The following is a 26,215-nucleotide window of genomic DNA, read 5'->3' on the forward strand; positions in this document are numbered from 1 at the left end:
GCTTATGCTCCCTCGTTGGCGGTGTCTGCAACACCTGCTTTTTCAATCATGGCCTGCCGCAGCAACGCCGTTTGTTCATGGTTGATGGCAAAAGCCTCATCCAGCACGACGCCGTAATCGCGCCGTGCCGCTGCAAGCGAGACCCGCCCCTCGGCAACATCGTCCTGCACCTTCTCCACGGGGCGCAGGAAGGGGTGGCCGATACCGCCGCCGCCGGGCATCTCGATCAGGAGACGGTCTCCGTAGGGGACAGTCTGCTGACCCTTGCCGCGCATTTTCTTGCCCGACGAAACGCTGAGAATACCCGCCGCGCCATCCAGCCCGCCATCGCGGCCGCGCGGAGGGAACTCGACACGGTCATAATTGGCGCTGATGGCGAAGGGGGCTTCGTCCAGCGTGTTGACCTCCATCACCTGGCCAAGGCCGCCGCGGTAGAAACCGGCGCCGCCGGAATCGACGCGATATTCCTTGCGCAGGAAGATGATGGGAGAACCGGCCTCGGTGATTTCAACGGGAACGTTGCGAACCCCCGAGGGAAATGCAGTCGCTGACAGACCGTCTTTTCCAGGGCGCGCACCTGCCCCGCCGGAATGGAAACTCATCACAGTGAAGGTCTTGGCCTTCGCCAGTGTTTCGGGACTGGCTTCAACCCGGCCCGGACCGCCCATGGCGAACAGGTTCCACAGACATGATGTGCCCTCGGCCGGAACCGGCAGATTTTCGCCGGTCTTGGTTCTGGCCTGCGCCAGGCAGCCGAAGGTGACGTCCGGCAGCAATTGCCCGGTGATGTGGCGGGTCGCCACCGGCAGCGGGTGTTTGGCGTTGAGGATGCAGTTTTCCGGCGTGCGGATGATGATCGGCGCCAGCGAGGCGGCATTGTTCGGCACCTTGGGCGCGACAATGCACTTCACCCCGAAGCTCGTATAGGCCTCCGTATAGCAGAACGGCACATTGATGCCGAAGGAGGACGGCGGCGAGGTGCCGTCGAAATCGACGACGATGTGATCATCGGCAATCGTCAGTGTCGCGACGAGATCGATCGGCCGGTCATAGCCGTCAACCCGCATCGTGTTCGAATAGGTGCCGGGCTCGACGGCGGCGATTGCCTCGAGCATCGCCACTTTCGTCTTTTCGAGGATATGTTCGCCCAGGACATCGAGCGTGTCGATGCCGAACTCTTCCATCATCTCGATCAGGCGGTTGCCGCCAATGTCGTTGCAGGCTGCCAGCGAATAGATATCGCCGACGACCTGAACCGGCTCGCGCACATTGGTGCGGATCAGCGCGGTCAGCGTCGCATCCACTGTGCCCTCGCGCGCGAGATACATCAGCGGCACATGAATGCCTTCCTCATAGACCTGCCGGGCATCGGGGCCCATGCCGCGCCCACCGACATCGACCACATGGCAGGTGCAGGCGAACAGGCCCACCACCTGGCCGCCGAAAAAGGTCGGCGTCACCACGGTGAAGTCATGCAGATGGCCGGTGCCCTTCCATGGATCATTGGTGATGAAGCTGTCACCCGGCTTCATCGTCTCGACGGGAAAGTCATGGAGGAAGTGAACGACGGCGCGCGCCATGGAATTGACGTGACCGGGGGTGCCGGTCACCGCCTGGGCCAGCATTTCCCCCTTCGTATTGAAGACACCGGCCGAAACATCGCCGGCTTCGCGGGTGGAGGTGGAAAAGCCGGTCCGGATCAATGCCTGGGCCTGTTCCTCGACAACCGAGATCAGCCGGTCCCACATGATCTGGAACTGAATGACCGAGAAAGTATTATGCTCTGACATTAGACGTCTTTCCGTTCAAGAATGATGTGGCCGAGCGAATTAACCTGGGCGCGATAGCGTGCCGTCACGACCGTGGTGGTCTCGTCCTCGACGATGATCGCCGGACCATCGACGACGACATCGGGGGTCAGTGCAGCCCGTTCATAAACCCCGGCTTCAACCATGGAATTGCTCAAGGGGTCGGCGACCTGCCGGGTCTTTTGCGGGGCAAGCAGCACAGGATTGGTTGAAAACGCGGCCTTTTCTGCCGGTTTCATCGCCGTCGCCAGCCGCAGCGACCAGCCACTGACCTCGACACTCAACCCCGGAATGGAGCGGCCGAACTTTTCCACATAGGCCTTGATGAACAATGCCTCGAGCGTTTCAGCCGCTGCATCGTCGAACGGCGTCTCGGGAATATCGACGGTGATCTCGTGACCTTGGCCTGCATAGCGCATATCCGCCGTCCAGGTGGCGACCAGCGGCTGATCACCGGCACCGGGGGCGACGATTGCATGCGCCTTTTCATAAAGCGTTTCGCGCAGTGCATTGATCGCGGCGACATCGAAGCGCGTATCAAGGCTGGTATAGCGGCTCTGGGCGATCTCGAAGGCAATCGGTGCCAGCAGGAAACCGACCGCCGAGCCCACACCGGCGCTGGCCGGAATGACGACGCGGGAAATGCCGAGCTTCTCGGCAAGCCGGGCGGCATGAAGGGGAGCTGCGCCGCCAAAGGCGATCATGGTGCGCCCCTTCAGATCGCGGCCTAGCTCGACGGCATGAACGCGCGAGGCATTGGCCATGTTTTCTTCCACGACCTCGGAAATGCCGAGTGCGGCATCGAAGAGTTCGAGATCAAGCGGATCGCCGACATGGGCCATGATCGCCGCTTCCGCCTTGGCCTTGTTCATCGGGATGGTGCCGCCGGCAAAGTGATCCGGGTCGATGCGGCCAAGCACGACATTGCCATCCGTCACGGTCGCCATGTCACCGCCGCGGTCATAGCTTGCCGGTCCCGGTTCGGAACCCATGCTGTCCGGGCCGATCTGGATGCGCGCCATCTCGTCCACACGGGCAACCGAACCGCCGCCAGCACCGATCTCGACCATATCGATCACCGGAATGCGGATCGGCAGGCCGGATCCTTTCAGGAAACGGTATTGCCGCGCCACCTCGAAGGAGCGGGAATAATGCGGCTGGCTGTCCTCGATCAGGCAGATCTTGGCGGTGGTGCCGCCCATATCGAAGGAAACGATATCGTCAAAGGCACATTCAGAGGCCACATGGGCGGCCAGAATGGCGCCACCGGCCGGACCGCTTTCGACAAGGCGGATCGGGAAACGGCGCGCCAGATCGACATCGGTCAGCCCGCCAGCCGAGGTGATCATGAAGAAGGGGCAATCGGCGCCCATCTGCGAAAGCGCGATCACCAGACGGCTGAGATAGCTTGCCATGACCGGCTGGATATAGGCATTGGCAGTGGCGGTCGACCAACGCTCATATTCACGGATTTCCGGGCAAACCTCGGAAGAAAGCGTGATTGAAATATCCGGAAGCTCTTCGGCGATGATGTCGCGGGCACGCTCTTCATGGCCCGAATTGGCGTAGGAGTGGAGGAAGCAGATGGCGACAGCGCCAACCTCTTCTTCGCGAAGCGACGCGCAGACGGTGCGGATTGCCGCCTCATCCAGCGCTTCGATTTCGCGGCCCCCGGCCGCAATCCGCCCGCGAATGCCGTAGCGCAGATGGCGCGGCACCAGCGAGGGCGGGCGATCCATCATGATGTCATATTGCTCGAAACGGTTCTCATAGGCCATTTCGATGGAATCACGGAACCCTTCGGTCACCAGCATTGCCGTCTTGGCGCCCTTGCGCTCGATGATGGCATTGGTGGCAAGCGTTGTGCCATGGATGATGATTGAAAGATCGGAGGCCGGAATCCCCGCTTTTGTCAGAATCTGGCCGATCCCCGTCAGCACGCCCTCTTCAGGGGCGCGTGGCGTGGTCAGTACCTTGGTCGTGACCCGCTCGCCGCCTGCCTCCAGGGCAAGGTCGGTGAATGTGCCGCCGATATCGACGGCCAGCCGCGCCTTTGCAGTCATTCGCTTATGTCCTTCGTGATGTTGCCACCCAGATAGGCGTGGCGAATATTCGGGTCGTTGCGCACGTCGTTCGCCGGCCCTTCGAGAAATTTGCGTCCCATTTCGAGCACGATCGCCGTATCGGAAATCAGCAATGCGCCGTGGACATTCTGCTCGACGATCAGCACGGTAACGCCGCGCGCGGCAATTTCGCGCACCATGTCAAAGACCTCGCCCTGTGTTTTCGGCGACAGGCCGAGCGAGGGTTCGTCCAGCAGCAGCATCGAGGGTTCGGCCAGCAGCACCATCGCCGTTTCAAGGATCTGCTGTTCGCCACCCGACATATTGCCGGCCTTCAGGCGATATTTGCGCTTGAGCACCGGAAAGGCTTCCAGCATGTGCTCGATGCGCTTTGCATGTTCGCGGGCGGGCAGCGTGTAGCAGCCCATCTTCAGATTTTCCGACACCGTCATCTCGGCGAAATTGCAGCGGCCCTGCGGCACGAAGCCGATGCCCATGCGATGGCGGTCGAACGGGTCAGCCTTTTCGATTGCCTGCCCCCTGAAGACGACCGAGCCGCCCAGGTGATCGCAGGAGCCGTAGATTGCCCGCATCAGCGTCGATTTTCCGGCACCATTGCCGCCGACCAGCGTGGTGATGGAACCCTTTTGAAGCGCGAAGGAAACGCCGTGGACAATTGCCTTGCCGCCATAACCGGCCGAAAGGTCTTTCAGTTCAAGAAGCGTTTCCAAGATAGGCCTCCAATACGCGCTGGTCGTTTTGAACCGTTGCCGGATCGCCCTCGGTCATCTTCGTCCCGTTGACGAAGACGACGACGCGTTCGCTGAGCCGCATGACGAATTCGACATTGTGCTCGACAATGACGAAGCTTTCGCCGGCGGCGTGAAGGTTGAGGATAACCTCCTCGATCTCGCGGATGCGGCTTGGATTGACGCCCGCCACCGGCTCGTCAAGGATCAAAAGCTTGGGCCGCACCATCAGACCGGCGGCCAGCGCCACAAGCTTTTTCTGTCCATAGGACAGGATTCCGGTCGGCGCGTCGAAATAGCGCCTGAGGCCGATCATGTCGGTCAGCTCATTGGCACGGACCATGGCTTCCTCGACCGCCCGGCGCATGGCCGGCGTGCGCAGAAAATCATCAAGCCAATTGACCTTCTGAAAAGGGCGCATGGCCTGAAGCAGGTTTTCCTTCAGCGTCATCTGCTCGTAGATGCGCACGGTCTGGAAGGTGCGGATCAGCCCGGCCTTGGCAATGGCTTCCGCCGGAAGCCCGGTAATATCCGTGCCGTCGAGAATGACCGAACCGGAATCGGGTTTCTGAAAGCCCGACAGGCAATCGATCGTCGTGCTCTTGCCCGAGCCATTCGGCCCGATAATGCCGGTGATCGTGTTATGCGGCACATCGAAGGACATGTCTTCAACCGCATGCACACCGGCAAAGCTCTTGTGAAGGGCGCGAACCGTCAGCAGTCCGGCCGCCTTGTTTGCGGTGGTCATTGGCGCAGCTCCAGTCGCATTTTCTCTTCACGGCGCCGTCTCACGAAGCCCGCGAGCCCTTCCGGCAGTTTCAGCACGAAGACAAGCAGGATGACGCCATAGAGGATCATTCTGAGATCGACTGAAAAGCGCAGCACTTCCGGCAGGATCGCCATGATGGCACCGGAGATCAGCACGCCGGTAAAGCTGCCGCGTCCGCCGACGATCACGATGATGAGGAAGGCCTGCATGAAGTAGAAATCGAAGATCAGCGGATCGATGACACGCATATGGAAGGCATAGATGCCGCCCGCCATGGCGGTGAAGAAGGCTGACAGAAAGAAGCCCAGCAATTTGTAGGGCGTCGGATTGATGCCCTGCGAGCGGGCCAGCTCCTCGCTCTGGCAGATGGCACGCATGGTCCCGGCCAGCCGCGAGGTGAAGAAGATATACATCAGCCCCAGCGATACCGCGGCAAAGGCGAAGGACAGATAATAGAAGCCGAGCGGGCCATCGAGACTGATGCCGAAGAAATTCGGCGCCGGAAGCCCCGGAATGCCCATCGGACCGCGGGTGACCCCCATCCAGTCCCGCGACACGAGCGTTGCAAGAAGGGTCAGGCTCAGCGTCACGACAACGAAGGAATGGCGATTGAGCCGCAGTGCCGGATAGCCGACCAGAATGGAAAGAATGCCGGCCGCAAGACCTGCAAGCGGCACGGCCAGCCAGAAGCTGACGCCGTGATCAACCACGGCAATGACCGCGACATAACCGCCAATGCCCCAGAAGGCGACATGGGCGAGCGACAGCAGACCGAGCAGACCATAGATGATGTTGAGCGACATGGCCGAAACGAGATAGGCGAAGACCAGGACGCCGACACCGAGAATATAGCTGGACGCACCCAGCACCGGCGCCAGCGCCACAACCACGCCAACGGCAAGAATGGGAAGAGATTTCTTCATCCGACCCGCACCCCACCACGCGAAAACAGACCATTGGGACGCAGCATCAAGACGACGATCATGACGATGAAGCCGGCCGCTTCCTGCCAGATGACATCAAAGAAGCCACCAACCCAGCTTTCCAGAACCCCAAGGCAGATCGCCGCGACGGCAGCCCCCGGAATGGAGCCCATGCCGCCGATGATGATGATGGCAAGCGCCTTGAAGACCAATGTCTGCCCGAGATAGGGCTGCACCAGCTGGATCGGCGCGATCGCTGCACCGGCAAGCCCGCAAAGGGCCGCCGCCAGCAGCACCGAATTGCGCCCGACACGGCGCGGCCGGATGCCGACCATCAGCGCCGCCTCACGGTTTTGCGCGACCGCCCGCATGGCACGGCCGAACTGGGTGAAATTCAGCACCGTGATCAGCCCGGCAAAGGAGAGGATCGCAACAATGCCGGCGGCAATGCGGGTCCAGGCGATGCGGATCCCGCCAATATCGATACCGGCAAAGCCGAACTGGGTTTCGACCATCCGCGGCGTTGCGGTGAAGAAATACTGAAAGCCGTTCAGGATGATGATCGACAGCGCCATGGTGATCAGGATCGAACGCTCGAATTCGCCGGGACCGATCTTCGACAGAAAGGCTTCATAAAGAATGAGGCCGAAGATCAGCGCCCCGACCACAGCAACAGCGAGGCCCGGAACATAGGAGAGGCCGAATAGCGGCAGCGCAAACACCATGCCATAGGCGCCAACCAGAAGAAATTCGCCATGGGCGAAATTGACAATGCCAAGTACGCCGAACAGCAGCGCCAGACCGACAGCGATGAGTGCATAGATCAGCCCCATCACCAGCCCGTTGGCCGTTATCTGAAACAAGTAGTGATAGTCCATTTTCTCTCCGTCGCTGCAGCCATTCCCACACCTCCCTGCCTGGTCAGGGCCTGACGAAGGTCAGTTCCGGCCGGCATTTTTTGTTTTCGCGAGTGGATTGGTGATTTTGAACTTGGGTCCTGCACGGAAAACCCAAAACAAAACTGCCATGTTCATTCCAAATATTACAGACAATCACTGCAATATTAACCGGATTACTTAAACCCAAAAAGAATGAAAAAATCACTTGCGTATCCGTTTGTATGCATACATTGTGTGCTCGTTGACATCATGTCAATATAAAAATCAGAACGGACCTCACAAATTGCATTTGATGGCCCGATATACGCAATTTGTACTTGTCCCGATAAGAGGAACAGATGAAAATACTATCAGCTACCCTGTTTGCAGCCGCAATTTTAGGCACGCCTATGGTTGCAAATGCCGAAAATATCGTCATCGGCATCTCAAATCCCTATACCGGCCCGGCTGCCATGGCGGCCGAGCGTGAAAAATGGGGCATCGATCTGGCGGTGAAGGAAATCAACGAAAAGGGCGGCGTCCTTGGCAAGCAGATCGAAGTGCTGCCGATGGATAATCGCTGCAACCCGTCGGACGCCGTCAACGTCGCCAACCGTCTGGTCGAGGCCAAGGTTGTCGCCATTATCGGCGCCCATTGCTCGACCGCTGGCCTCGCCACCATGCCGATCATCGAAGAGGCCGGCATCCCGATGGTTTCCGGCGTTGCCTCCAGCCCCAAGATCACCGAGCTTTCCGGCGTCGGCGGCAATAAGTGGGCCTTCCGCATCAACCCCTCCGACCAGGCGATGATGGAAACGCTGGTGCGTTACCTCGGCGAAAAGAGCGATTTCAAGAAGGTTGCGATCATTGCCGAAGACTCAGATTTCGGCCGCGGTGGCGCCACGTCCTTCGAACCGCTGGCAAAGGATGCCGGAATCGAGATCCTGTCGACCGATTTCGTGCCGCAGCAGACCCCGGACTTTACCCCGGTTCTGACCCGCGTTGCCCGTGAAAAGCCCGACGCGATCGCACTGTTCCAGCTTGGCGGCGACCAGCTGAACATGCTGCGCAACGCCATGCAGCTCGGCCTCACCATCCCCTATACGGGCCGTGCGGAACTGGGCGGTGAAAACATGCAGATCATCGAGGCAGGCGGCATGGAAGGCTCGGTTTCAGCCTGGTCCTATTCGGCCGAAATCCACAGCGATCTCAATGATGCCTTCGTCAAGAACATCGAGGCAGATCACGACATGAAGCCGGTGCTGCAGACCTGGGCCGGCTATGATTCCGTGCGCATCATCGCCCAGGCGATCGAAGAGGCCGGCAGCGCCGACCCCGCCGCCATTCGTGATGCACTGCAGAACATCAAGTTCACCAATGTTCTCGGCAAGGAAGTCACCTTCGACGACCACAATCAGGCCGGCAAGGTTGTCGTCATTCAGGGCGTCAAGGACCGCGCCGTCGATATCCTCGACCTCGCCGACGTCAAGTAAATCCGAGATTAAGGGGGCGGGTATCGCCCGCCCCTTCCCCGAATTACGCGTAAACCATGCTGGCTGAGCCCTTCGGTGAAACATCGGCTTTTCGCGAAGAAACCGGAAAAATATCCTCATCTCACGGTGCAACGGAAAAAAACAGCGCGCCGATTGGTCCTAGATTGCAGTGAGTGCCACCCGGTCTTTCGACGTTTGGGGTGGAACGTCATTGAAAGGATAGAACTGCAATGCAAAATTCCAGCATGGGAACGGCGTCCGTCTGGGCCGGCGAGGAAGATCTCTTCGCCGAGGGCGCCATCTGCACACCGGTCTTCAATTCCGTAGCCTTCGGCTATGAGGACATGAACGAATGGTTTGACGTGGCGCTTGGCAAGAAGCCGGGCCATATTTACTCGCGCAACACCAATCCCACCGTACGCGTGCTGGAAAACAAGATCCGTCTTCTCGATGGCGGCGATGATGCCACGAGCTTCTCCACCGGCATGGCGGCGATCAGCAACACGCTGTTTGCGCTTCTTGCCGCCGGCGACCGCGTGGTCGCGATCAAGGACACCTATGGCGGTGCCAACAAGGTGTTCATCGAATTCCTGCCGCGCATGAATGTCGAGGTCAGCCTCTGCGATACCTCCGATTTCGATCAGATCGAGGCCGAAGTCGCCAAGGGCTGCAAAGTCCTTTATCTCGAAAGCCCGACCAATCCGACGCTGAAGGTGGTCGATATCGAACGGCTGGCGAAGGCTGCCCATGCCGTGGGCGCCGTCGTGATCGTCGACAACACCTTTGCCACACCGGTCAACCAGAGGCCGCTGTCGCTCGGCGCCGATCTCGTCGTCTACAGCGCCACCAAATATCTGAACGGCCATTCCGATGTGATGGGCGGGCTGGTGACCGGACGGCAGGATCTGATCGATGCCATTTATCACTATCGCGAAATCACCGGCGCGACACTGCACGCGCAATCGGCCTACATGATCCTGCGCGGCATGAAGACGCTTGATCTGCGCATCAAGCGGCACAATGAAAATGCCATGAAGGTTGCCGCCTTTCTTGCCGCCCACCCCAAGGTCGATCAGGTCTTCTATCCCGGCCTGCCGGACCATCCGGGCCATGAAACGGCCAAGAAGCAGATGACCGGCGGCTTTGGCGGGATGATGAGCTTTTCGCTGAAGGGCGGCTTTGAGCCGGTGGTCACGGTGCTGGAAAATCTGCGCTACGCCCACAAGGCGGCCAGCCTCGGCTCCGTCGGCACGCTGGCCGGCCCGCCAAAAACCACAAGCCATGTCGAGCTGACGGCCGAAGAACGCGCCGCAGCCGGCATTCCCGAAGGTCTGATCCGCTATTCGGTCGGCATCGAAGATGCCGATGATCTGATCGCGGATCTTCAACACGCGCTTTCCCTCTTGTGACGCGGGACGCGTGACAAGCGCGTCCATTCCAGGGGAAACGACAACAGACTGCCGTCCGGATGGCGCTTGCCACCGGATGGCCGATGATCACTAAGGGCGGCAATCCGCCCTCAGCAAGGACCATGATTGATGCTTACATTTGGCTACAAGGCCTCGGCCGAGCAGTTTTCCCCTTCCGATCTTCTGCGCTTCGGCGCTGCTGCCGAAAAGGCAGGCTTTGATTCCGTTTTCATCAGCGACCATTTCCAGCCCTGGCGGCACACGGGCGGTCACGCGCCGTTCTCCATGGCCTTTCTTGGCGCCCTTGGTGCATCGACGTCGCGCATCAAGATGGGCACCAGCGTGCTGACGCCGACCTTCCGCTACCACCCTTCCGTTGTTGCCCAGGCTTTTGCCACGCTCGGCTCCATGTTTCCCGAACGCATCATTCTCGGCATTGGCACCGGCGAATCCCTAAACGAAGTCCCGGCGACCTGCGTCGAATGGCCGGACGGCAAGGAACGTTTTGCCCGGCTGCGCGAATCGGTCCGGCTGATGCGGCAATTGTGGCGCGAGGAGCGCGTCTCCTTTGAAGGCGACTATTACCGCACCGAAAATGCCACCATTTACGACCGCCCGGAAAAGATGGTTCCGATCTATGTCGCCGGCGCCGGGCCGATGATCAGCCGCTATGCCGGCCGCTTTGCCGATGGTTTCATCTGCACTTCAGGCAAGGCACCCTCGCTCTATCTCGACACGCTTCTGCCCAAGGTCGAGGAGGGCATGGCGATGGAAAAGCGCAACCCCGGCGCGCTCGACAAGATGATCGAGATGAAGGTATCCTTTGACGAAAGTCTGGAGCAGGCACTGGAAGACACACGCTTCTGGGCCGCTCTTGCGCTTTCCCCGGAAGAGAAGATGTCTGTCGAGAACCCGCAGGCCATGGAAGAACTCGCTGACCGGCTGCCGATCGAGCGTGTTGCCAGCCGCTGGATTGTCTCGAACGATCCGGACGTCCATGTCGAGCGCATCCGCCCCTATGTCGAGATGGGCTTCAGGCATCTGGTCTTTCACGCACCGGGTTTCGATCAGGAACGCTTCCTCACGCTCTATGCCAGGGACGTGCTGCCGCGCCTGCGCAGGGAATTTTGCTGAACGGAAACGCCGGCGCACAGATGATGAGGGTGAAGCAAGGCATGATCACAGCAGTGGTACCGCTCAAATCGTTCAGCAAGGCGAAGTCACGGCTTGCAGACGTATTGCCGCCGGACCTGCGCGCTCAGCTTGCCAGAGCCATGGCGGGTGATGTTCTTGCCGTCCTTGCTGAGATTGCGGAAATCGACGCGGTTCTGGTGGTCACCGAAGATCCTTCGGTGGCCCGGCTTGCGCGCGCCGCGGGCGCAGACGTGCTGCTCGAGCCCAGCCTCAATGGCTATAACAGCGCCGCCCGCGCCGCTGCAGACTTCATCGGTGCAGACAAGACCATGCTGCTTGTGCCGGGCGACCTGCCCGCCCTTGCTGCCGGCGACATCCGCCGGCTGATCGCAACCCATGGCGCGGGGCCCGGACTGACGCTTGTGCCCGACCGGATAAGAGACGGCACCAATGCGCTGATGGTGACACCGGCCGATGGACTGACCTTCTGCTTCGGTCCGGCAAGTTTTGAACGGCATCAAGAGGCCGCCCGTGAGGCCGGCCTTGCCGTTCAGGGCCTCGAACTTGAAACCATCGGCTTCGATCTCGACCATCCCGAAGATCTGGCAGCGCTGTGCGTGCTGCCGCTGGGGCCGCTGAGCCGCAGCGCCTTCGCGGCGCTGAAGACCGCTGAACCAACGATAAACAACAAGAACATCCGCCGTCCCCTCGGGCTTGAGACGGATGCCACCTCCCGAAGGGAAACAATCATGACCACAACGCTAGAAGACATTGTCAGCAAGGCCGCCGGAGGCATCCGCATCAGCGATGATGAAGCGCTGGCACTGCTTGACCTCGATGCAACCGATGCCTTGACAGACGCCAGCAGGACGCTGCGCGATGAAGGCCACGGCGATATCATCACCTTTTCGCGCAAGGTCTTTATTCCGCTGACGCATCTGTGTCGCGATGTCTGCCATTACTGCACCTTTGCCCATCCGCCGAAAAAGGGCGAAAGCGCCTTCATGACGCCTGCCGAGGTTCTGGCGGTCGCGGAAGCCGGCAAGCGCGCGGGCTGCAAGGAAGCCCTGTTCACGCTCGGCGACAAGCCGGAGCTTCGCTACCGCGCCGCGCGCGAGCAGCTTGCAGAACTCGGCTATGCCGATACGGTTTCCTACATCGAGGCCATGGCGGCAATGGTGCTGAAGGAAACGGGACTGCTGCCGCATGTCAATGGCGGTGTGATGACGGCAGGTGAGATCGCCCGACTGCGCAAGGTCTCGGTATCGCAGGGCATCATGCTGGAAACGGTCTCGACACGGCTTTCGGAACGGGGCGGCCCGCATTTCGGCTCACCCGACAAGCTGCCCGCACCGCGCCTGCAGATGATGCGCGAAGCAGGCGCCGCCGCCATTCCCTTCACCTCCGGCATTCTGATCGGAATCGGTGAAACCCGTCAGGAGCGGATCGAATCTCTGCTGGCTTTGCGCGATATCCACGAAAATCACGGCGGCCACATTCAGGAAATCATCATCCAGAATTTCCGCGCCAAGGCCGACACCAAGATGGCCAATGCGCCAGAGCCGGATCTTGACGAGCAGGTCTGGACGATTGCCATGGCGCGGCTGATCTTCGGCGCAAGGATGAATATCCAGTCACCGCCGAACCTGCGCCCCGAAGAACTGGCAGCACTCATCAATGCCGGGATCAATGACTGGGGCGGCATTTCCCCGGTGACGCCCGACCATGTGAACCCGGAAGCCCCCTGGCCGCAGATCGTGGCGCTGGAGCGGGAAACCGAAAAAGCCGGCAAGATCCTCGCCGAACGGCTTGCCGCCTATCCGCCTTATGCACGCGACGCCGCGCACTGGGTCGATGCCGGCCTTCACGGCGCGCTTTTGCGCCATCAGGACAGCGAGGGTTACGCCCGGCCGGATAACTGGATTGCAGGATCGGGCACGCAGCCGCCAACGCTTTTTGCAAAGCCCCCGGCCATGCGCGCCAATGACACGCTTCACGCCATCGTCGACCGCGCCTTTGCCGGAAAGAGGCTGTCGGAAGACGAAATCGTCCGGCTGTTTGCCGCACGCGGCGGAGAATATGAATTTGTCCGCGCAAAGGCTGACGAATTGCGCCACGCCGTCTGCGGCGATGATGTTTCCTATGTCGTCACCCGCAACATCAACTACACCAATATCTGCTACTTCAAATGCCAGTTCTGCGCTTTCTCCAAGGGCAAGATGAGCGAGAACCTGCGTGGCCGCCCCTATAATCTGCCTCTGGAGGAGATCCGCCGCCGGGTCGTCGAAGCCTGGCATCGCGGCGGCACCGAGGTTTGCCTGCAGGGTGGCATTCATCCCGAATATACCGGCCAGACCTATCTCGACATCTGCGAGACCATCCGCAAGGCCGAGCCCGCCATGCATATTCACGCCTTCTCGCCGCTGGAAGTGTGGCAGGGCGCCGAAACACTCGGCCTTTCCGTGCCGGATTTCCTTGTCGCACTGAAGGAAGCAGGCCTAAGCTCCATGCCCGGAACGGCCGCGGAAATTCTTGACGACGAGGTGCGGCGCGATCTCTGCCCCGACAAGATCAACACCGCCCAGTGGATGGAAGTGGTGGAAGCCGCCCATCGCGCCGGCATCCGCACCACCGCCACCATCATGTTCGGCCATATCGACCGGCCGGAGCACTGGGCGCGGCATATTCTGCGCGTGCGCGATATCCAGGAGAGAACCGGCGGCTTCACCGAATTTGTCGGACTGCCCTTCGTACCGATGGAAACGCCGATCTATCTGAAGAACCGGTCGCGCCTGGGCCCGACCTATCGCGAGGCGATGCTGATGCATGCGATTGCCCGCCTGGCGCTCAACCCGGTTCTCACCAATATCCAGGCCTCCTGGGTCAAGCTCGGCGCGGAAGGGCTGTCCGATTGTCTGACGGCGGGCGCCAACGATGCCGGCGGCACGCTGATGGAGGAAACCATCACCCGGGCGGCCGGTGCCGTTCACGGCCAGGAAATGGCGCCGCACGAATTTGTCGAGATGATCCGCGCGCTCGGCCGCACACCGCGGCTGCGCAACACGCTTTATGAAACGGCGCCCGAAAGCCGCATGCAACGCGCTTTCCAGGCGCCGCCGCTGGAGCCATCCATCAACACACTGGCATCGAAATATGACCGCTGACCTTCCGCAACCGTTTGATCGGCATTCCGCATGAGCACGCCCCTCACCCTTTCTCCGGTCGATGGTCTTCCGTTGATCAAGCAGGGCGATGACCTCGCCGCGCTGCTGATTGCCGCCATGGCAGAAGACAAGCTCGCGCCCAAAGCCGGCGACGTGCTGGTTCTGGCACAGAAAATCGTCTCCAAGGCGGAAGGCCGCGCTGTCAGGCTGTGCGATGTGACCCCAGGCCCGCAGGCGCAGGAACTTGCCGCTGCGATCGGCAAGGATGCGCGCATGGTCGAACTCATCCTCGGCGAAAGCCGCCGTGTGGTGCGCACCGGCCCCAACCTGCTGATCGTTGAAAACCGCAATGGGCTGATCATGGCCAATGCCGGGATCGATCGTTCGAATGTTGCCGATGATGCCGAGGAAATCGCGCTTTTGCTGCCGCTCGATCCGGATGCAAGCGCCGCGCGGCTGCGCACGGCGCTGTCGGACCATTTCGGCATGGCGATTGCCGTACTGATCAACGATTCCTTCGGCAGGCCATGGCGGCGCGGCACGGCGGGCACAGCGATCGGTGTCGCAGGCCTGCCGGCGCTCATCGATATGCGCGGCAAGCCCGACCTGTTCGGCACACCATTGCAGCATACCGAAATTGCCTTTGGCGACGAGATCGCGGCTGCCGCCTCGCTGCTGATGGGGCAGGCCTCGGAAGGACGGCCAGCGATCTTGATCAGCGGGCTTTCCTGGCAGGCAGACGCCAATCCGGCCTCGGCCCTGCAGCGCCCCGCCGGGCAGGACCTGTTCCGATAAAAATCCGGCAGGGTGCAATGCTGCCGGAACAAAATTCCGGCAAGCCCCGCCTGCGGCGATAACAATGCCCTTCTGCTTCGGCTAATCTGACGGCACAATCAGAAAAAGCCTGTCAGAAGTGGAACGCAAGCATGAAAATCGGCGCCCTGTTTCCCCAGTTCGAAATCGGAACCAATCCGAAGGATATTCGCGACTTTGCCGTGATCGCCGATGAACTCGGCTATACCCATCTGACCGCCTTTGACCAGATCATCGGCCTGAACCAGCACAGCCGGCCGGGCTGGACCTATGTTCATGATGCCGAAGACATGTTTCATGAGCTGTTCGTGCTTTACGGCTATCTTGCTGCGGTGACCAGGCAGATCGAGCTTGTCACCGGCGTGCTGGTGCTGCCGATGCGGGGCACGGCGCTCGTTGCCAAGCAGGCCGCCGAAGTTGATCTCCTCAGCGGTGGCCGCCTGCGTCTCGGCGTCGGCGTCGGCGTCAAGCCCGAGGAATTCGAAGCCTGCGAGCGCGAATTTCGTGGCCGCGGCAAACGCATGGACGAGCAGATCGACGTGTTGCGCAAGCTCTGGTGCGCCGACCTCATCACCTATGAGGGCAAATATCACCGTATCGAGGATGGCGGCATCAATCCGTTGCCGGTCCAGCGGCCGATCCCGATCTGGATCGGCGGCGTCTCCGATGCCGCGATCAAGCGCGTCGCCACGATCGGCGACGGCTGGCTGCCGAATTTCCAGGCCGACGACACCGGCAAACGCGGCATTGCCCAGATGAAGGAGATCGCCAAAGCCGCAGGCCGCGACCCGGAGGCGATCGGCATCGAGGCGACGCTGACGATCATCGACCGTTCCTATGCCGAACTGCGCGAGGAGATCGAGGAATGGCGCGCCATCGGCGCCACCCACATCACCGTCAACACCATGCCGGAACGCTGGGTTGAGGAAGAGAAGCGCTGGAACAAGGCCGAGATGGACGGACTTGCCCACCCGGAAGAGCATATTGATGCAATCCGCCGCTTCCATGCCGCGATGAAGGATTATTTCTGAGCCGATGCCGGTCTTTTCCTCATCCGAATATCAGGCCCGGATCGCCCGCATTCGAGACCTTATGCGGGCCAGGGGGTTCGATGCGCTGATTGCTGCCGATCCGGCCAGCATCAACTATCTGACCGGCTATGATGGCTGGTCCTTCTACGTCCACCAATATGTGCTGCTCGATCTCGACAGCGCCGAACCCCTATGGGTCGGACGGGCCATGGATGCGCCTGGAGCCCGGCTGACAAGCTTTCTGTCTGCGGATGCAATCCGCCCCTATCCGGAACACTATGTTGATACCACCGCGCGCCATCCCGCCTCCTTTCTCGCTGAAGTGATCGCCGGACAAGGACTTGCACGCGCCCGGATCGGGATCGATCTCGATGCCTTCTACTTCACCGCCAAGGATTATCTGACCCTGTCATCCGCCCTTCCCGCCGCAACGATCGGCGATGCCGAGGGGCTCGTCAGCTGGGTCAGGCTGGTGAAATCGGATGCTGAAGTGGCACTCATGCGCGGCGCTGGCCAGATCGTCTCGAAGGCGATGGAAGCCGGCATTCAGGCGATCCGTCCCGGTGTGCGCGAATGCGATGCCGTAGCCGAGATCACCGCGGCCCAGTTCCGCGGCACGGACGATTTCTGGGGAGACTATCCGGCCGCCCTTGCCGCAGTGCCAAGCGGTGCCAAGACAGCCGCCCCGCATCTCACCTGGTCGGGCGACCCTTATCAGGCCGACAGCATCGCCTATCTCGAGCTTGGCGGCTGCCATGCGCGCTATCATGCCGCACTCGCCCGCACCCTCTATATGGGCGATCCGCCCGAGGCCCTTCATCGCATGGCCGGTGTGGTGGCCGAGGGGCTTGAGACCGCGCTGGATGCCGCGCGTGCCGGGGTCACCTGTCATGCTGTCGAAGCGGCCTGGCGCGGGGTGATTGCCAAGGCCGGCTATGAGAAGGCCTCACGCATCGGCTATTCGATCGGCCTCAACTACCCCCCTGACTGGGGCGAGCGCACCGCGAGCCTGCGCGAGGGCGACATGACGGTGCTGGAACCCAATATGTGCTTCCACATGATCCTTGGCATGTGGATGGATGACTGGGGCTATGAACTGAGCGAAACCTTGTGTATCCGGAAGACCGGAGCACCCGAAATCCTGACCTCCTTTCCACGGGAACTGACGATCAAGCCATGAGCGATGCTGCAGACAAAGCCCTGACCGAAGACATACCGGCACCTCTCAACGCCAAAGTTCTGGCGATCTGCGGCGGCGTTGGCGGCGCCAAGCTGGCGCTCGGCTTCTATCGGATCCTGAAACAGGACCAGCTCACTGTCGCCATCAATACCGGCGATGATTTCGAGCATCTGGGCCTGCATGTCTCACCGGATATCGACACCGTGACCTACACGCTTTCCGGCCTCAACGACACCCAGCGCGGCTGGGGGCTGAAAGATGAGAGCTGGAATTTCATGACCGGTCTTGGCCGGCTTGGCGGGGAGACGTGGTTCAATCTCGGCGACCAGGACATGGCCACCCATGTGCTGCGGACGGCGAAGATGAAGGCTGGCGAAAAGCTTTCCACCATTACCGCCGATTTCGCCCGCGCGCTGGACATCCGGGCAAAGCTCCTGCCGATGAGCGATGATCCCGTGCGCACCATGGTCGACACCTCCGAAGGCGAATTGCCGTTTCAGCGCTATTTCGTCGGCCGCCAATGCGAACCGGAAATCCGCAGCATCCGCTTTTCCGGCATCAATGCCGCAAGACCGCATCCCGCCTTCATCAAGGCGCTCGCCGACCCGGAGCTTACGGCCATCGTCATCTGCCCGTCCAACCCTTATCTGAGCATTGATCCGATCCTGGCGCTGCCCGGCCTGCGCGACGCGCTGTCGATGGCACCAGCCCCGGTGATTGCCGTTGCCCCCATTGTCGGCGGCCGGGCGATCAAGGGACCGACGGCAAAGATCATGCAGGAACTGAGAGTGCCGACGACGGTCTCCTCTATTGCCCAGCACTATACCAGCCTGATCGACGGCCTGATCGTCGACAATGCCGATGCCGCCGATATCCTGTCACTGACCGTGCGCGTGGCCGTGACCGGCACGGTGATGGACAGTCTCAAGGACCGCGAGCGGCTGGCCCGCACGGTAATCGACTTCGCCCGATCGCTGAAGCTGGAACAGGCCGCAAGCGCGCGCTGAAGCCGCCTTACGGCAGGCGGCCGAGGCGCTCCAGCATCAGATCGTAAAAGGGCGGGTTGTCCAGTTCGCGCAGCACCATGCAATTGGGTGCCTGCTTGGTGACATTCCACCAGTCGACAACCGTCATGCCGATGGTCATCGGCGATGAGATCTCGATCGTCACATAGCAGTTCTTGCCGCCAAACAGATCGGGCCGCAGCAGATAGCCGATCACGCAGGGGTCATGCAGCGGATATTCATCCGTGCCGAATTTCTGATTGCCCCATTCCTGGTAAAACGCGGCCATGCCGGCGGCCTGGATCGCCGTATTGGTGCCGACGGCGCGCAGTGTTTCCAGCCAGGCGGGCGTCATCACCGCCTTGTAGGTGCAGTCGATCGGCACCATGGTCAGCGGAACGCCGGAGGTGAACACGACATGGGCAGCATGGGGATCGACGAAAATGTTGAATTCAGCCGCCGGTGTCGTATTGCCGCCCTCGAAGAAGCCGCCGCCCATGAAAACGATCTCGCGGATCTTCGGCACGATGGCCGGTTCCTTGACCATGGCCATGGCGATATTGGTCATGGGCCCCAGCGGACACAGCGTGATCTCGCCGTCCTCTGACGCCATCAGCGTGTCGATGATGAAATCGACGCCATGCCGGTCTCCCAGCGGTGCGGTCGGCTCCGGCAGTTCGCAGCCATCAAGGCCGCTGTCGCCATGGACATATTCGGCGGTGAACAGCTTTTTCACCATCGGCCGCTGGCAACCGGGATAGACGGGAATATCAGAGCGGCCGGCAAGGGCCAGCACCTGCTGGGCATTGCGGGTGGTGCGCGACAGAGGCACGTTGCCCGCAACGGAGGTGACGCCGACAACCTCCAGTTCCTCAGGCGATCCGAGCGCCAGCAATATGGCAAAGGCGTCGTCCTGGCCGGGATCGGTATCAATGATGATTTTGCGCGGGGTCATGACATGCTCTCTCAAAAATCGTTTGTCCCGGCCATTCCGTCGCCCCGCCGGAGGCAAAAATCTGGAACGACCGAAATTCCTTTGGGGGAAATCGGATGGCCTGCGGGAAAATACTGGCCTCTGCAGCGGGAAAGGCCCTCATGAAGCCTTATAAAACACAGTCTGGCGGGATCATCTCCGAAACTTCGGCCGGATCCCGAAACTTATTCGGAAACCGCTTTGCCTCGGTGATTGTTTTTCCGCAAACCCGCTTCTAGGGTTTCAATCAGCCGGGACAGCGCCTGTCCTCGCGCAAAAACAACAATAAAAACAACCATAAATTCAAATTCCAGAGAGAGAACAAGCAATATGAGAAAATGGATCCCCCTGACGCTTGCGGCCGTTGTAACCGCCGCTGGCCTCCAGACCTCTGCGCGGGCCGAAGACGCGCCGATCGAAATCGGCGTGATCGCCAACCTGACCGGCCCCGACGTCAAGACCAGCCTGCAGATGAGCCGTGGTGTCGAGCTTGCAGCCGATGACATCAACGCCGCCGGCGGCATTAACGGCCATCCGGTCAAGCTGATCGTGGAGGATTCCGAATATCGTGCTCAGGAAGCGCTGAATGCCGCGACCAAGCTCTACACCGTCGACAAGGTTCCCGCCGCCATCATGTTCGGCGGTTCCAGCCTGATGATCCCGGTTGCGCAGATGGCCAAGGAGCAGGGCAAGATCCTGATCAACACCTCTTCGTCCTCGCCCAAGCTCGGTGAATATCCCGGCACGCTGTTTTCCATCCTGCCGCTCGACGACATCGTCTCCAAGGATCTTGGTGACATGATTGCCGATGCCGGCATCAAGACCGCCGCCGTCGTTGTTCCCAACAATGCTTTCGGTCTCGGCGTTGCCGATGCCGCGACCGCCGAATTCGAAGCCAGAGGCGGCAAGGTTGTCGAAAAGATCGCCTATACCGAAGGCCAGCCCGATTACCGCGCCGATGTGCAGGTTCTGGTCGGCGACGATGTCGGCGCCATCATTGCCACCGGTTACGGCGATGACAGCCGCACGGTATTCCGCAACATGCGCGAACTTGGCATCGACGCTCCCTGGTATGCCGCCTATCCCTCGATCCTCGACGTTGAAAACCCGGAATGGATGAACGGCAAGCTGACCGGTGTCGACAATGGCGGCTACGGCCAGGGTGTCGGCGAGAAGGTGCTGGCCGAATACAAGGCGAAATACGGCGATGAAGACGTGCTCGCCCACATCTATTACGGCTATGACGCGCTGATGGTGCTCGCCAAGGCCATGGAAAAGTCCGGCACCGAGCCGGCCGATATTGCCAAGGCGCTGCCGGAAGTGGTCAAGGACTATCAGGGCGCGACCGGCACCATCGTCTGGGATGATCGCGGCCAGCGCATCGACCCGCCGATCGACGTCATCACCTATGAAGACGGAAAGTTCGTGACCACCGGTCATCGTAACTGATCTTAAAAAAGACGCGCTGGCTGCCGCAACGGGCTGCCAGCGCTTCCTTTCACCTGCGCCGCTCCGGCGGATCAAGGGTTTGCTGTGCTTCAGGTTCTCGTCAATTCCATCGTTTATGCGAGTGAGATCGCCGTGATCGCCGTTGGCGTATCGCTGTGCTATTCGATCCTTCGCTTTGCCAATTTCGCCCATATCCAGCTGGCGGTCGTTGGCGGCTATCTCTGCCACGCCTTTTCAACGCTGGCGCATTTTCCGCTGCCACTGGCGATCTTCGCCTCGGCCATTGCCACCGGTTTCATCGCCATTCTCATCGATATGCTGGTCTTTTCGCGCATCCGCGACATCTCGCCGGAAGGCAAGATGATCGTTTCCTGGGGCGTGGCGCTGTTCATCCGCTCCATGGTAGCGGCGATCTGGGGCGGCTCCGCCCAGACCTTCAATGTCGATTCCAAGGTGATCGTCTGGCACAAGACGGTGTTCACCTCGCTTGATTTCACCATTGTCGCGGCGACGATCGTGCTGATGGTGGCGCTGCATGCCTATCTCTACCGCACCCGGATCGGATCGGCGCTCCGCGCACTTGCCAGCAACTGGGAACTGGCGGTCACCCGCGGCATTCCCGGTGAAAAGCTGATCCGGCTGATGTGGTTTCTCGCCGGTGCGCTGGCGGCCGTCGGCGGTTCGCTGATGGCGATGCAGACACGGCTGCAGCCGAGCCTTGATCTTCTGATCCTGCTGCCGGTCTTCGCCGCAGTCACCATTGGCGGCATGTCCAATGTCTTCGGCGCTGTGCTGGGCGCAATCGTGCTCTCTTTCGCACAGAATTTCCTGATCTGGTTCGATTTCGGCAGCCTGTTTGGCGGATCACCCTGGCATATCCCGACGCAGTTCCGCGACTATGTCGCCGTTTTGGCGCTGGTGATCGTGCTGTTGTTCCGCTCCGGCTCGAAATCAACGGCGACGAGGTGATAAATGCTTGATTTCACGATCTACTGCACCACCGTCATTGCCATATGGGCGGTGCTCGCCATCAGCCTCAACATCCAGTTCGGCATGACCGGCCTGGTCAATTTCGGCCAGATCCTGCCCTTCGCGCTCGGTTGCTATTCAGCAGGCATCGCCGCCTCGATGGGGTATGCTTGGTGGGCCGGCACGATCGCCGCACTTATCATCGCACCCATCATCTCGCTGCTTGTCATCCTGCCGGCGAAACGCCTGTCGCAGGATTACTGGGCACTGATCACACTGGGGGCAGCCGAACTTTTCCGGCTGACCATGCAGAACACGCCGTCTTTTGCCGGTGGTGCGGACGGCATCAACGTGCCGCGCTTTTCCGATCCGAAGATCGCCCTTGGCGTCGCCCTTGGTCTGCTCGTCTTTTCCTATCTCTTCGCCCAGCGCCTGAGCGGTTCGCCGCTTGGCCGCATGCTGCGCGTGCTGCGTGAGGACGAAATGCTGGCCTCCACGCTCGGGCGTGATCCGGCGCGCTATCATGCGCTGGTCTCGATGCTGTCCTGGATGATGGCGGCCGCGGCCGGTGTCGTCTATGGCCATTTTGCCGGCTATGTGGCACCGACAAGCTTTACCGTCACGGAGACCTTCATCATCTGGACAACCGTCATCCTCGGCGGGCCGGGCCGCAATATCGGCGTCATCATCGGCGCTGTCATCGTCCAGCTGATCGGCGTTTCCTCGCGTTTCGTCGCCGGCTGGGTCGATCTGCCGCCGGATCTGATCGCCAATCTGCGGCTTGCCGCCTTTGGCCTGATCCTGGTGGTGATGTTCATCTACCGGCCGCAGGGCCTGATCCCGGAAAAGAAGGAGGTCCACCATGCTGAAGGCGACTGATATCAGCCTGGCCTTCGGTGGCTTCAAGGCACTGAACGACGTCAGCATCGAAGCGGCTCCCGGCAGCATTACCGGGCTGATCGGACCCAACGGCTCGGGAAAGTCGACGCTGCTGAACGTCATCAGCGGTGTCTATGTGCCCGACCATGGCACCGTGACGCTCGATCGCAATCCGCTGCCGCTCGGAAAGCCAGAGGAAGTCGCCGCCCGTGGTATCGGCCGCACCTTTCAGGTGCCGCGTCTTGCCCGCAGGCTGAGCGTGTTCCAGAACATGCTGGCCGGTGAGCCCAACCATGCGGGTGAGAACATCTTCGATCTGTTCCTGCGACCGGGCCGGGTGGCGGCACAGGAAAGAACCGCCACGAAACGGGCATGGGCGATCCTGAAGCGGCTCGGCATGGATCTGAAGGCCAATGATCCGGCCGGCAGCCTTTCCGGTGGCCAACAGAAGCTGCTGACCATGGGCATGCTGCTGATGGCCGATCCCGCCGTGCTTCTGCTCGATGAACCGGCGGCCGGCGTCAATCCGGTGCTGATCGCCCAGCAGGTGGAATTTCTGAAATCCCTGAAGGCGGAAGGCCGTACCGTGATCCTGATCGAGCATAATATGGAAATGATCGCCAATGTCTGCGACCGCGCCTATGTGCTGGATGCCGGCGAAGTGATTGCCTTTGGCACGCCGGCTGAGATCCGCGCCAATGAGCAGGTGATCCGGTCCTATCTCGGCCAGCCGGCCGAACAGGAGTAAAGGCGCATGAGCGAAATCCTCTCCTTCCACAAGGTGACGGCCGGCTATGGCCTGATCACTGTCCTGAACGACCTCTCGCTTTCCCTCAGGAAGGCCGAAATCCTGACCGTCCTTGGCGCCAATGGCTGCGGCAAGTCGACAGTTCTGAAGACCGCCATGGGCCTGACACAGACGTCGGCCGGAACATTGATGCTGGCGGGAACGGATATCACTGCCATGCCGGCGCATGAGCGCGCCAGGGCCGGGCTCGGCTATGTGCCGCAGAACAAGAATATCTTTGCCGACATGAGCGTTTCCGACAATCTGCGCATGGGGGCCTATCTCTATCCGGGTGAGCTTTCACGCGATGTCGAGCAGGTCTACGCGCTGTTTCCGCGCATCCGGGAGAAGCGCAATGACCGGGCAGGCAATCTTTCCGGCGGCGAGCGGCGCATGCTCTCGCTCGGCCTGACGCTGCTGCTGAAACCGAAAATCCTCCTGCTGGATGAACCGAGCAGTGATCTGGCGCCTTCGACCGTGGATCTTGTTTTCCGTTCCATTCAGGATATCCATAACGAGATGAATATTCCGATCCTGCTCGTCGAGCAGAATGTCAACAAGGCGCTGGAAATCGCCGACCGGGTCTGTGTTCTGGCGCGCGGGCACGAAGCGCTGATCGCGCCGAAAGATGACGTCGACACCCAACAGCTGCACGCGCTGTTCATGGATGGCAGTGTCAAGACCAGCTGAGAAAGGCCACAAATGATCGACAACCCGCCCCCTTGGCCAGATGGCGCACGCATGGCGGTTGCCTTTTCCTTTGATGTCGATGCCGACAGCGTCGTCCATGCAAGCCATGGCGCCGAGGCGATCCACATGCCGCATGCGCTGGCCCATATGCGCTACGACCCCTTTGTCGGCACGCCACGGCTTTGCAAACTGTTCGCCGCGCGCAATGTGCCGATCACCTGTTTCGTGCCGGGCTGGGTGGCGGAAACCTATCCAGGCGTGGTGGAGGCGATCCTCGACAATGGCAATGAGCTTGGCCATCACGGGCATTTCCACGAATGGCCGAGCCGGCAGACGGCCGCGGCCGAGCGCGAAACGCTGGAACGCGGTATCGAGGTGCTGACGCGGCTTTCGGGAAAACGCCCGCGCGGCTATCGCGCGCCCTATTACGGCCTGTCGCAGACGACCTATGACCTGCTGATCGAACTGGGCTTTGCCTATGACAGTTCGCTCTTTGCCGATGACATCCCGATTCTTCTGGACAATGGCAAGGGCAGACTGGTGGAAATCCCGGTACCGGCGACGATCGACGATTACAATCACTATGTCTCCAGCCGCGCCTTTGACTATCTGATGAAAGTGTCATCGCCGAAACAGGCGCTTGAGGTCTATCGCGCCGATTTTGACGCCATGTATGAATTCGGCGGGTTATGGGTCTCCTGCTGGCATCCGGGCGTCAGCGGCCGGCCCGCCCAGGCCATCGCGATCCGTGAGCTGATCGATTACATGCAGGAAAAGGGCGACGTCTGGTTTGCCACGATCGGCGAAATCACCGATCATGTGAACGGCCTGATCGCCGCTGGCACATGGTCGCCCCGCGTTGAAACCATTCCCTTCTATTCGTCGCCGGTTCTCGGCGGCCGAGATCAAGAAACACCATGACAGATCCGCTGAAACACACGCCCTCCGGCCTGCCACGCGCCCGCAATTACGCGATCGCCTTTGATGGCGAGACCGGCAGGAACAATGCCATCACCGATGTCGCCGGGGTTTCCGTTGGTTACAGAACACTGATTTCAGGCGATGGCCCGCTTGCCGTCGGCAAGGGCCCGGTGCGCACCGGCGTCACCGCGATCCTGCCGCGCCCGCGGGCGCAGATCACAGAGCCCGTCTTTGCCGGGCTGTTCTCCGCCAATGGCAATGGCGAGATGACCGGTTCGCACATGATCGAGGAGGTTGGCAGTTTCACCTTCCCGATCACCATCACCAATACCCATTCCTGCGGAATTGCCCGCGACGCGACGATCCGCTGGGTGACGGACACGCTGCCCGGCGCGCTCGACGATGCCTGGGGCCTGCCGGTGGCAGCGGAAACCTATGACGGTTTTCTCAACGATATCGATGGTCATCATCTCACATCCGCCGATGTCGCCGCGGCGATCGACAATGCGACGGACGGCGCCATCGAGGAAGGCAGTGTCGGCGGTGGAACCGGCATGATTGCCTTTCAGTTCAAGGCCGGTTCCGGCACGGCATCGCGGATGGTGCCGTGGCAGGGCGGTCGCTATACGGTCGGTGCCTTCGTGCAGGCCAATTTCGGCAAGCGGCGCAATCTGATGATCCGTGGCGCGCGCGTGGGCGAGGCGCTCGCGGAGCCTGCCATGGTGGAAAACACGCCGCGCAAGGAAAAGGGGTCGATCATCGCCGTGATCGCGACCGACGCACCCTTCATGCCGCATCAGCTGAAGCGGCTGGCGCGGCGCATTCCGCTCGGCATCGCCTGGACCGGTGGCCTCGGCTACCATTCCTCAGGCGATATCTTTCTCGCCTTTTCCACGGCCAACGGTCCGGCGGCGGCCGGAACATCCGGCACGTTGCTGGAAGCACGCTATATCCCCGACGCGGATATCGATCCGTTCTTCGATGCCGTCGTCCAGTCCGTTGAGGAAGCCATCCTCAACGCCATGATCGCCAATTCGGACATGACCGGCCGGGACGGAAATTTCGTACCCTGTCTGCCAAAAACCTGGCTGGACAAGCGATATAAAGTCATAACTTAATAGCAGGAAGG

General features: G+C 60.8%; 22 protein-coding genes. 15 read left to right on the forward strand and 7 right to left on the reverse strand.

Annotated elements, in window-relative coordinates:
* Window positions 1-2: 2 nt before the first annotated feature.
* The 6 genes from HCK86_RS01805 to HCK86_RS01830 are packed head-to-tail and all read right to left on the reverse strand — an operon-like array spanning window position 3 to window position 7,190.
* A complete protein-coding gene (locus HCK86_RS01805; protein ID WP_176082745.1) occupies window positions 3-1,790 on the reverse strand; it encodes a hydantoinase B/oxoprolinase family protein in 1,788 nt (595 codons plus the stop codon).
* Window positions 1,790-3,871, reverse strand: coding sequence for a hydantoinase/oxoprolinase family protein (locus tag HCK86_RS01810; RefSeq protein ID WP_176082746.1), 2,082 nt, complete (start codon window positions 3,869-3,871; stop codon window positions 1,790-1,792). The genes HCK86_RS01805 and HCK86_RS01810 overlap by 1 nt, the downstream gene beginning before the upstream one ends.
* On the reverse strand, window positions 3,868-4,602 hold the full coding sequence (locus tag HCK86_RS01815; RefSeq protein WP_210259784.1) for an ABC transporter ATP-binding protein: 735 nt from the start codon (window positions 4,600-4,602) through the stop codon (window positions 3,868-3,870). The genes HCK86_RS01810 and HCK86_RS01815 overlap by 4 nt, the downstream gene beginning before the upstream one ends.
* Window positions 4,586-5,368 (reverse strand): ABC transporter ATP-binding protein, encoded by a 783-nt coding sequence (locus HCK86_RS01820; protein WP_176082747.1) that lies wholly within the window; start codon window positions 5,366-5,368, stop codon window positions 4,586-4,588. Before HCK86_RS01820 ends, HCK86_RS01815 begins: the two co-directional genes overlap by 17 nt.
* Window positions 5,365-6,312, reverse strand: a complete 948-nt coding sequence (locus tag HCK86_RS01825) for a branched-chain amino acid ABC transporter permease (RefSeq protein ID WP_176082748.1) — start codon at window positions 6,310-6,312, stop codon at window positions 5,365-5,367. The genes HCK86_RS01820 and HCK86_RS01825 overlap by 4 nt, the downstream gene beginning before the upstream one ends.
* Complete coding sequence (locus tag HCK86_RS01830; RefSeq protein ID WP_176082749.1) at window positions 6,309-7,190, reverse strand: branched-chain amino acid ABC transporter permease; 882 nt, start codon at window positions 7,188-7,190, stop codon at window positions 6,309-6,311. Before HCK86_RS01830 ends, HCK86_RS01825 begins: the two co-directional genes overlap by 4 nt.
* A 410-nt stretch (window positions 7,191-7,600) precedes the next feature.
* Between HCK86_RS01830 and HCK86_RS01835 the strand changes: the two genes are divergently transcribed.
* The 8 genes from HCK86_RS01835 (at window position 7,601) to cofD (ending at window position 18,421) form a co-directional block, all read left to right on the forward strand.
* Window positions 7,601-8,683, forward strand: a complete 1,083-nt coding sequence (locus HCK86_RS01835) for an ABC transporter substrate-binding protein (RefSeq protein WP_176082750.1) — start codon at window positions 7,601-7,603, stop codon at window positions 8,681-8,683.
* A 230-nt stretch (window positions 8,684-8,913) separates the two neighbouring features.
* A complete protein-coding gene (locus HCK86_RS01840) occupies window positions 8,914-10,092 on the forward strand; it encodes a cystathionine gamma-synthase family protein (RefSeq protein WP_176082751.1) in 1,179 nt (392 codons plus the stop codon).
* A gap of 129 nt (window positions 10,093-10,221) precedes the next feature.
* The gene (gene fgd, locus HCK86_RS01845) at window positions 10,222-11,226 is read left to right on the forward strand and encodes a glucose-6-phosphate dehydrogenase (coenzyme-F420) (protein ID WP_176082752.1); all 1,005 of its coding nucleotides are present in this window, start codon (window positions 10,222-10,224) and stop codon (window positions 11,224-11,226) included.
* Between the two features lie 41 nt (window positions 11,227-11,267).
* On the forward strand, window positions 11,268-14,390 hold the full coding sequence (gene cofH / locus HCK86_RS01850) for a 5-amino-6-(D-ribitylamino)uracil--L-tyrosine 4-hydroxyphenyl transferase CofH (protein WP_176082753.1): 3,123 nt from the start codon (window positions 11,268-11,270) through the stop codon (window positions 14,388-14,390).
* 30 nt (window positions 14,391-14,420) lie between these two features.
* Window positions 14,421-15,185 carry a coenzyme F420-0:L-glutamate ligase gene (cofE, locus tag HCK86_RS01855; protein ID WP_176082754.1) on the forward strand — a complete coding sequence of 255 codons (765 nt, stop codon included), beginning with the start codon at window positions 14,421-14,423 and terminating at the stop codon, window positions 15,183-15,185.
* 131 nt (window positions 15,186-15,316) lie between these two features.
* Window positions 15,317-16,234, forward strand: coding sequence for an LLM class F420-dependent oxidoreductase (locus HCK86_RS01860; protein WP_176082755.1), 918 nt, complete (start codon window positions 15,317-15,319; stop codon window positions 16,232-16,234).
* Window positions 16,235-16,238: 4 nt separating this feature from the next.
* The gene (locus tag HCK86_RS01865; protein WP_176082756.1) at window positions 16,239-17,414 is read left to right on the forward strand and encodes a M24 family metallopeptidase; all 1,176 of its coding nucleotides are present in this window, start codon (window positions 16,239-16,241) and stop codon (window positions 17,412-17,414) included.
* A complete protein-coding gene (gene cofD, locus HCK86_RS01870; protein ID WP_176082757.1) occupies window positions 17,411-18,421 on the forward strand; it encodes a 2-phospho-L-lactate transferase in 1,011 nt (336 codons plus the stop codon). Before HCK86_RS01865 ends, cofD begins: the two co-directional genes overlap by 4 nt.
* Before the next feature lie 7 nt (window positions 18,422-18,428).
* Here the strand turns inward: cofD and HCK86_RS01875 are convergent, their stop codons facing one another.
* Complete coding sequence (locus HCK86_RS01875; protein ID WP_176082758.1) at window positions 18,429-19,373, reverse strand: nucleoside hydrolase; 945 nt, start codon at window positions 19,371-19,373, stop codon at window positions 18,429-18,431.
* Between the two features lie 348 nt (window positions 19,374-19,721).
* Here HCK86_RS01875 and HCK86_RS01880 point away from each other — a divergent pair, with 348 nt between their 5' ends.
* From HCK86_RS01880 to HCK86_RS01910, 7 genes are all read left to right on the forward strand, one after another.
* Window positions 19,722-20,840 carry an ABC transporter substrate-binding protein gene (locus HCK86_RS01880; protein WP_176082759.1) on the forward strand — a complete coding sequence of 373 codons (1,119 nt, stop codon included), beginning with the start codon at window positions 19,722-19,724 and terminating at the stop codon, window positions 20,838-20,840.
* 84 nt (window positions 20,841-20,924) lie between these two features.
* Complete coding sequence (locus tag HCK86_RS01885) at window positions 20,925-21,809, forward strand: branched-chain amino acid ABC transporter permease (protein WP_176082760.1); 885 nt, start codon at window positions 20,925-20,927, stop codon at window positions 21,807-21,809.
* 3 nt (window positions 21,810-21,812) lie between these two features.
* Window positions 21,813-22,688 (forward strand): branched-chain amino acid ABC transporter permease, encoded by an 876-nt coding sequence (locus HCK86_RS01890; RefSeq protein WP_176082761.1) that lies wholly within the window; start codon window positions 21,813-21,815, stop codon window positions 22,686-22,688.
* The gene (locus HCK86_RS01895) at window positions 22,672-23,436 is read left to right on the forward strand and encodes an ABC transporter ATP-binding protein (RefSeq protein WP_176082958.1); all 765 of its coding nucleotides are present in this window, start codon (window positions 22,672-22,674) and stop codon (window positions 23,434-23,436) included. Before HCK86_RS01890 ends, HCK86_RS01895 begins: the two co-directional genes overlap by 17 nt.
* A gap of 6 nt (window positions 23,437-23,442) precedes the next feature.
* Entirely contained in the window at window positions 23,443-24,165 is a 723-nt protein-coding gene (locus tag HCK86_RS01900; RefSeq protein ID WP_176082762.1) for an ABC transporter ATP-binding protein, read from the forward strand.
* Window positions 24,166-24,177: 12 nt separating this feature from the next.
* Window positions 24,178-25,086: a polysaccharide deacetylase gene (locus tag HCK86_RS01905; protein WP_176082763.1), complete on the forward strand. Its 909-nt coding sequence runs from the start codon at window positions 24,178-24,180 to the stop codon at window positions 25,084-25,086.
* Window positions 25,083-26,204 carry a P1 family peptidase gene (locus HCK86_RS01910; RefSeq protein ID WP_176082764.1) on the forward strand — a complete coding sequence of 374 codons (1,122 nt, stop codon included), beginning with the start codon at window positions 25,083-25,085 and terminating at the stop codon, window positions 26,202-26,204. The genes HCK86_RS01905 and HCK86_RS01910 overlap by 4 nt, the downstream gene beginning before the upstream one ends.
* The last annotated feature ends 11 nt before the right edge of the window (window positions 26,205-26,215 follow it).

The sequence above is a fragment of the Martelella sp. HB161492 genome (genome assembly GCF_013184775.1).
Classification (GTDB): Bacteria; Pseudomonadota; Alphaproteobacteria; order Rhizobiales; family Rhizobiaceae; genus Martelella.